The following is a 7425-nucleotide window of genomic DNA, read 5'->3' as shown; positions in this document are numbered from 1 at the left end:
CCGGATCCCGGCCGGCAAGCTCGTGGGCGCCTCGATCGCGGTCTCCAACCGGATCGCCACCGATTTCGAGCGACCCGACGACTTCGTCCCGGCCCGCTACCTCGAGCCCCACCACGACGACCTGGACAACCCGTGGACCTGGATCCCGTTCGGGGCCGGCCGCCACCGCTGCGTCGGGGCGGCGTTCGCCCAGATGCAGTTGAAGGCCATCTTCTCGGTCCTCCTCCGGGAGTGGGAGTTCGAGCTGGCCCAGCCGCCCGAGAGCTACCGCAACGACCACTCCAAAATGGTGGTCCAGCTGGCCCAGCCCTGCGTGGCCCGGTACCGCCGGCGGGAGCGGGGCTCCGAGGGCGCCCTGTGAGGATCGACGTCGACCTGGACCTGTGTCAGGGCCACGCGATGTGCGAGCTCGAGGCGCCCGACTATTTCCGGGTGCCCAAGCGCGGCCAGGTCGAGATCCTCGACAGCGAGCCGCCCGACGAGGCCCGCGCCGAGATCGAGCAAGCCGTGTGGGCCTGTCCCACCCGAGCACTAACCATCAGAGAGACAGGAGACTAGGCGTGGCGCAACCATCGGGGTTCCCCCGTTCCGAACTCGAAGACGTCGTCGAGCGCTGGCTGGAAGCCAACCGCGAGGCCGAAAGGAAGGGCGACTGGCGCGGGCTGGCCGACTTCTACACCGATGACGCCACCTACGGCTGGAACATCGGCCCGAAGGAAGACGTGATGTGTGTCGGCATCGACGAGATCCGCAACATTGCGCTCGGCCAGGAGATGGAAGGGCTCGAGGGCTGGCGGTACCCCTACCAGCGGGTGATCATCGACGACCGCATCGGCGAGGTGGTCGGCTTCTGGAAGCAGGTGGCCACCGACTCCGACGGCAGCGAACAAGAGGTGTACGGGATCGGCGGCAGCTGGTTCCGCTACGCCGGCGGCGGCAAGTGGAACTGGCAGCGCGACTTCTTCGACTTCGGCCACGTGTCGGCGCTCTACATGGACCTGATCAAGGCCGGCAAGCTCAGCAAGGGCATGCAGAAGCGCATCGAGCGCGGCATCGCCGGCGAGAAGGTCCCCGGTTATTTCCCGCTCGGCAAATCGCCGGTTCCGCTCTGGTGAGCAGCCAAAGAACGGGATTATCGGTGCTCACGTAAGCTCACTGTCACCGTGGCGCGAGTCACACCGCGCCGGCCCCCGACACAAGCGAACAAGTGGAGGAACTAGATGAAGACCAAGGGCGCTCTCATCTGGGAGTTCAACCAGCCGTGGTCGATCGAGGAGATCGAGATCGGAGACCCGCACAAGGACGAGGTCAAGATCCAGATGGAAGCGTCGGGGATGTGCCACTCCGACCACCATCTGGTGACCGGCGGCATCCCGATGGCTGGTTTCCCGGTGCTCGGTGGCCATGAGGGCGCCGGCATCGTGACCGAAGTGGGGCCCGGGGTCGAGGATCTCGCGCCCGGCGATCACGTCGTGCTGTCGTTCATCCCGTCGTGCGGCAAATGCCCGTCGTGTCAGTCCGGGCTGCGCAACCTGTGCGACCTGGGGGCCGGGCTGCTCAACGGCGCCGCGGTGTCCGACGGGACGTTCCGCATCCAGGCCAAGGGCCAGAACGTCTACCCGATGACCCTGCTGGGCACGTTCTCGCCGTACATGGTGGTGCACAAGAGCTCCGTGGTGAAGATCGACCCGTCGATCCCGTTCGAAGTGGCCTGCCTGGTCGGCTGCGGTGTGACCACGGGCTACGGTTCGGCGACCCGCACCGCCGACATCCGGCCGGGTGATGACGTCGCGATCGTCGGCGTCGGCGGCGTGGGCATGTCCGCGCTGCAGGGCGCGGTCAACGCCGGTGCCCGCTACATCTTCGCGATCGACCCGATCGAGTGGAAACGCGACCAGGCCCTCAAGTTCGGCGCCACGCACGTCTACCCCGACATCAACGCCGCGCTGATGGGCATCGCGGAGGTCACCTACGGCCTGATGGCCAAGAAGGTCGTCGTCACGGTCGGCGAGCTCGACGGTCACGACATCGACAGCTACATGAACATCACCGCCAAGGGCGGCACGTGCGTGCTGACCGCGATCGGGAGCCTGCTGGACACCGAGGTGACGTTGAACCTGGCGATGCTGACCCTGATGCAGAAGAACCTGCAGGGCACGATCTTCGGCGGTGGCAACCCGCACTACGACATCCCGCAGCTGTTGTCGATGTACAAGGCCGGCAAGCTGAACCTCGACGACATGATCACCCGGCAGTACAAGCTGGAACAGATCAACGAGGGCTACCAGGACATGTTGGCGGGCAAGAACATCCGCGGCGTCATTCGCTACACCGACGCCGACCGTTAGGCGCCGGCGTGACGGCTCCGCGCGTCGTGCGCGTCGCGTCCGGCAACGTCGGCACCAGCGCCGACCTTCCCCCCCGGGCGTTCGCCGGCCACTTCGCGCAGTGACTTCACTCTGGGCTGCCCGCCCGAGAGGATCATCGGCGTTGTCTGCTCTTCGCGCAGGCGGCTCATCGCTCCCGTACCTGCTGCGGCCGGGACGGATCGGGACCATGGCGGTGCGCAACCGGCTGGTGATGTCGCCGATGGAGACGATGTACGGCACCCCCGACGGCCTGCCGTCGGAGCGCACCCGCGACTACTTCGCGGCGCGCGCCGAGGGCGGGGTGGGGCTGATCACCGTGGGCGCGACGGGCATCGACCACCGTCACCCGGAGACGCCGGGGGGTCTTCACCTGGGGACCGACGCGGCCGTCGACGCACACCGGGCGCTCGTCGACACCGTCCACCAGCACGGCGCCAAGATCCAGCCGCAGATCGTGCACGCCGGCCCGGACGGACTCGGGCCGGAGATGCACGGCGTCACGTCGCTCGGCCCGTCCGTCATCGGTTCGTACCTGACCGGTCGTCCCTCGGCCGAGGTCTCCCCCGCACAGATCGCGGAGATCGTCGACCTCTTCAAAGCCGCCGCCGGGCGTGCGGTGGCGGCCGGCTACGACGGGATCGAACTGCACGCGGCGCACGGCTACATGTTCCTCGGCTCCTTTCTCGCGCCCCAACGCAATCGGCGCACCGACGACTACCGCGGCGATTCGGTGCGGGGGCGGCTGCGGGTGGTCCTGGAGACGCTGGCCGCGATACGGTCGGAGGTCGGTGACGAGTTCCCGATCACGCTGCGCATCTCCGGATACGAGCGGATCGCGGGCGGCCGGCCGATCTACGAAACCGCCCAGGTGGCCCCGCAACTCGTGGCAGCCGGCGTTGACGCCTTCCATGTCAGCGGCGGTGTCATCGACCGCTTGGTGACCGGGATGGTCAACGCCGCCGACGACGGAGACGCCCTCAACGTCGGCGCGGCCGCCGCGGTGAAACAGGTGGTCGACGTGCCGGTGATCGCCGTGGGCCGCATTCACGATCCCTCCCGGGCCGAGCAGATCCTGGCCGACGGCCGCGCGGACTTCATCGCGATGGGGCGGCCGCTGCTGGCCGACTCGGACCTGCCCAACAAGCTTCTGTCCGGCCGCGCGCACCGGATCCGCAGGTGCATCTCGTGTGAGAACTGCATCGACGCGATGGAGCAACGGTTTTCGGTCGACTGCGCGGTCAACCCACGCACCGGCAAAGAGCGCGAGCTCACGCCGCACCGTGCCGAGCGCGGCAAGCGGGTCGTCGTGATCGGCGGCGGCCCCGCAGGTCTGGAGGCCGCCCGTGTGGCGTCGGGCCGGGGCCATCGCGTCACCCTGTTCGAGCGGAACGACCAGCTCGGCGGCGCGCTGCTATGGGCGTCGATCCTGCACCCCGAGAACGAGCCGTTCCTGCACTATCTGCGGCGGGAAATCGCCGACGCCCGCGTCGACGTGCGGCTCGGGCACGCGGTCACCGCCGAGGAGGTCGTCGAGCTCGCACCCGAGGCGGTGGTCGTGGCCACCGGGGGCCGGGTGGCGCTGCCCGAGGTTCCCGGTGCGGCGCTGCCGCACGTCTACAGCGGCCCGGCGCTGCGGGAGCTGCTCGCCGGGCACGCCGAGCGGGGCCAGCCGGCGTGGCAGCGGCTGGGCGCGCGGATCCTCGCCGGCCGGGGGCAGCGGCTGGTCCAACCCAAGGCGGTGCGCCTGGCCACCCGGGCGTGGATGCCGCTGGGGCACCGGGTCGCCATCGTCGGCGGCGACCTGGTAGCACTCGAACTCGCCGAGTTTCTCGCCGCACGTGGTCGACTGGTCACCATACTGGAGGCGGGCAAGACGATAGCGCCGGAGATCGGCAACAAGCGAAAGACCGAACACATGGACCGACTGGACCGGCTCGGCGTCGCCGTCCACGTTCGCGCCGACGTCGAGCGAATCGCGGCCGGCGGTCTGGTGTTTCGGCCGAACGCCGGCTCCCCGCGTGAACTCGCGGCCGACGCCGTGGTGCTGGCCGGCTCGCTGGAGCCGGACACCACGCTTCACGACACCCTCGCCGCCGCGATGCCGGACGTCGTCGTCAGGGCCGCGGGCGACTGCACCGGGCTGGGTCTCATTCGCAAGGCAACCGAAGACGGCGCCCGGGCGGCGTGCGCCATCTGATCACGACAGGAGATCCACCATGTCCGAGAAGACCGTTGCGGCAACGCCGGCACTGACCGCGTCGCAGGCGTCGTGGCGCTGCGTGCAGGCCCGTGACCGAGAAGGCTGGCTGGCGTTGATGGCCGACGACGTCGTCATCGAGGACCCGATCGGTGAGGCTGTCACCAATCCCGACGGTCAAGGCGTCCGCGGCAAGGCCGGCGTCGGCGAGTTCTTCGACGCCAACATCGCCAAGAACCAGCTGACGATCACCTGCGAGGAGACGTTCCCGTCGAGCTCGCCGAACGAGATCGCACACATCCTCGTGCTGCACAGCAGGTTCGAAGGCGGCTTCACCAGCACGGTGCGGGGCGTGTTCACGTACCGGGTCGACGAGGCGGGGCTGATCGCCAACATGCGCGGCTACTGGAACATGAGGGCGATGACGTTCGGCCAGGATGGAAGCTAGCCGGCTCGATTCCCAGGAACTTGTGCGCAACCACCCGGCCGAGGCCCAGCTTCCGCCAAGGCTGGGGAGGTATCACCAGCGGATGAAGAAGTTTGCGCGCTGCGCGGCCACGACAGCGTTGATCACCGCTGGGGTGGGCCTGGCCGGTCTGGGCGCCGCAACCGATGCCCAGGCCGGGCCGCTTCCGGACTACTTCTGCCCGGGGCACCCCCATTGGAGCTACAGCCACTGCCTGTCGGCCCATCGCTAACCCGAAGTTACGACTGCTGAAGTGGGTGAATCCGGGGGTTGGCCTGGGGGTTCGCTGGTTTCGTTGGTGGTTGTTGTGGCTACGCGGCGATGGTGAGGGGGATGGGGGTGTTGAGGAGGTCGAAGGCGCGGCGTTGGTCGGGGGTGGGTTCGGCGAGCATGGGCACGTCGATGGTGGTGCCGTGGTAGCGGAGCTGGTTGCGGGTGAGGGTGGCCAGGTGATCGAGTAGGCCGCGGAAGCTGCGTAGCGGGTTGCCGGTGGGGTCGTGTTTGCGGGCGGCCTTGGTGTCGGCGTGGTGGGAACGCCGCGCTGGCGCCACGGGGTTGGCCCGCTGGGGTGGGTGTTCGTCGGTGAATGTCAGTGGCGCCCAGGCCTTGCGCAGGTGCCAAACCAGGTAGCAGGCGAGCAGGCAGATCAGCACGTGGGCTTCGACCCGGTCCTCGAGGCGGTGGTGGATGGGGCGCAGGTCCAAGTCGTCGGTCTTGATGATGCGGAAGTCGCGTTCGACGTTGGCGAGGTTCTTGTAGCTTTCGACGACCGCGGCGGGGTCGAGGGTGTCGGCCTCGACGCTGGTGCGCAACACGTAGATGCCGTCCAGCTTCGCTTCGGTGTCGATGCGGGCGGTGTCGCGATGGTAGGTGAAGGTGGTGTCGGTGATGTCGCGCCGGAAGTGCTTACCCATGTGGTATTTCCCGATGGCCTTGCCGACGGTTTCACCGATCTTGCCGGCGCCGTGCAGAGTGCCGGCGCCGACCCGGGCGGCGATGCGGGCGAGGTCTTTCTCGGTCGCGGCCAGCAGCTCGTCGCGTTTGCGGGCACGTTCGGCGGCCAGCGCGGGGTTGCGGCAGGCGATCAACCGTTCGCCGGGGTAGTCGGGGTGGGTGATCTCGGCCAGGTCCTGGGTATCGAACAGGCTCATCTGCAGCGGCCCGTCGTCGGCGGCGAGTTTGGCGATCGCTGGCGCGCGCAGCGCGGTGATCCACCCGAAATCCGTTCCGGCATCGTTGAGTTCGCGCAGAGCGTCGATGCGGGCGGAGGTGATCATGCCGCGGTCGCCGACCAGCACCAGCCGCGCGATGCCCAGCTCGTCGCGGATCGCGGTGACGATCTCGGTGAACGCGACCGGGTCGGCGGTGTTGCCGGCAAACACGCGCGTCGCGACCGGGCGGCCCTGCGGGTCGGTGAGCACGCCGTACTCGATCTGCTCGCAGCCCTTCTTGCCGTCGCGGGAGTAGCCGCGCGCGGCCAACTCGCAGCAGCGGCCAGTCACCCACGCGCTGGTCAGATCGAACAACGCCATCCGGCCCGGATTCACATCCGCGCCGAGATGTTTGGCCGCGAGCTTCTTTTCGATCGCCTGCTGCCGGCCGGCCAGCCAGTCCATCGCGGCGTAGACCTCGTCGGTGGACGCGCCGGCCACGCCGAGATCGGCGCCCAGGGTCGTGTCGGGCCACCAGGCCAGCGTGGACAGCTTCGACCCCGGCCGTACCACCCGCGAGATGATCAGCCCCAGCGCCAGATCCCGCGACCGGCACGCCGGGCCCAGCAGCGCCGGGAAACCCAGCGCGCGGGCCATCGCCGCCACCGCCGCCACATGCCCGTGGGGCAGTGAGCGGATGATGGTGCACACCGATTCGGCGGGCACCAACGTCTGGCCCTTCAGCGCCGCCTCCACGGTGGCGATCACATCGGTGGGCAGTTTGGACAGGTTGGCCAGGGTTTCGTGGCGCACCTTCTTGCCGTCCCGATAGGTGCGGCGCACCAACACCGACTCGTAGCGGCGCACATTGCCGGCCTTGTCCACATAGGTGCTCGGTGTCCGGGCTACATGCATTGCCACTGACTGCGCCATACATGAATGCTACAAGATGCACTCAGACATGACAGCCAACGACACGCACAAATTAATGGCTACACACCCAGGCCATGAACCGCCAAGAATCCAAGCTCAAACCCAGATTCCACCTATCTCACCGGCAGTAACTTCGGCCTAGCGGTTGGCATTCCACAGACTGCCGACGAACAACCGCTGCAGCTGCCCTGCGGCGGCTTCGAGGCCGTCGATGCCACCGGCGAATCCGGCGTAGAACCCCATACCCCACAGCAGCGCCAGCAGCATGTCCACCAAGCCGGCGACATCGGTGTCGGCTTCCAGTTCCCC

Annotated in this window: 8 protein-coding genes; 7 read left to right on the top strand and 1 reads right to left on the bottom strand. The window is 68.3% G+C overall.

Annotation, left to right across the window (positions count from 1 at the left end):
• From VKG81_RS11770 to VKG81_RS11740, 7 genes are all read left to right on the top strand, one after another.
• A partial coding sequence (locus tag VKG81_RS11770) for a cytochrome P450 (protein WP_324396093.1) occupies nt 1-361 on the top strand: 361 nt, incomplete at its 5' end.
• Complete coding sequence (locus VKG81_RS11765; protein WP_324396092.1) at nt 358-558, top strand: ferredoxin; 201 nt, start codon at nt 358-360, stop codon at nt 556-558. The genes VKG81_RS11770 and VKG81_RS11765, both read left to right, overlap by 4 nt.
• Nucleotides 559-560: 2 nt before the next feature.
• Nucleotides 561-1115: a nuclear transport factor 2 family protein gene (locus VKG81_RS11760; protein WP_324396091.1), complete on the top strand. Its 555-nt coding sequence runs from the start codon at nt 561-563 to the stop codon at nt 1113-1115.
• Between the two features lie 105 nt (nt 1116-1220).
• Nucleotides 1221-2348, top strand: coding sequence for an NDMA-dependent alcohol dehydrogenase (locus tag VKG81_RS11755; protein WP_324396090.1), 1128 nt, complete (start codon nt 1221-1223; stop codon nt 2346-2348).
• Between the two features lie 142 nt (nt 2349-2490).
• Nucleotides 2491-4566, top strand: a complete 2076-nt coding sequence (locus VKG81_RS11750; RefSeq protein ID WP_324396089.1) for an FAD-dependent oxidoreductase — start codon at nt 2491-2493, stop codon at nt 4564-4566.
• A 19-nt stretch (nt 4567-4585) separates the two neighbouring features.
• Nucleotides 4586-5014 carry a ketosteroid isomerase family protein gene (locus VKG81_RS11745; RefSeq protein ID WP_324396088.1) on the top strand — a complete coding sequence of 143 codons (429 nt, stop codon included), beginning with the start codon at nt 4586-4588 and terminating at the stop codon, nt 5012-5014.
• Nucleotides 5015-5096: 82 nt separating this feature from the next.
• Entirely contained in the window at nt 5097-5264 is a 168-nt protein-coding gene (locus VKG81_RS11740; RefSeq protein WP_324396087.1) for a hypothetical protein, read from the top strand.
• Between the two features lie 79 nt (nt 5265-5343).
• Here the strand turns inward: VKG81_RS11740 and VKG81_RS11735 are convergent, their stop codons facing one another.
• Entirely contained in the window at nt 5344-7116 is a 1773-nt protein-coding gene (locus VKG81_RS11735) for an IS1634 family transposase (RefSeq protein ID WP_422656522.1), read from the bottom strand.
• Between the last annotated feature and the right edge of the window lie 309 nt (nt 7117-7425).

Origin of the sequence: Mycobacterium sp., from assembly GCF_035314905.1 — a bacterium.
GTDB lineage: Bacteria > Actinomycetota > Actinomycetes > Mycobacteriales > Mycobacteriaceae > Mycobacterium.
Note: the sequence above shows the minus strand (reverse complement) of the source record. Positions and strands in the feature narration are given on the sequence as shown.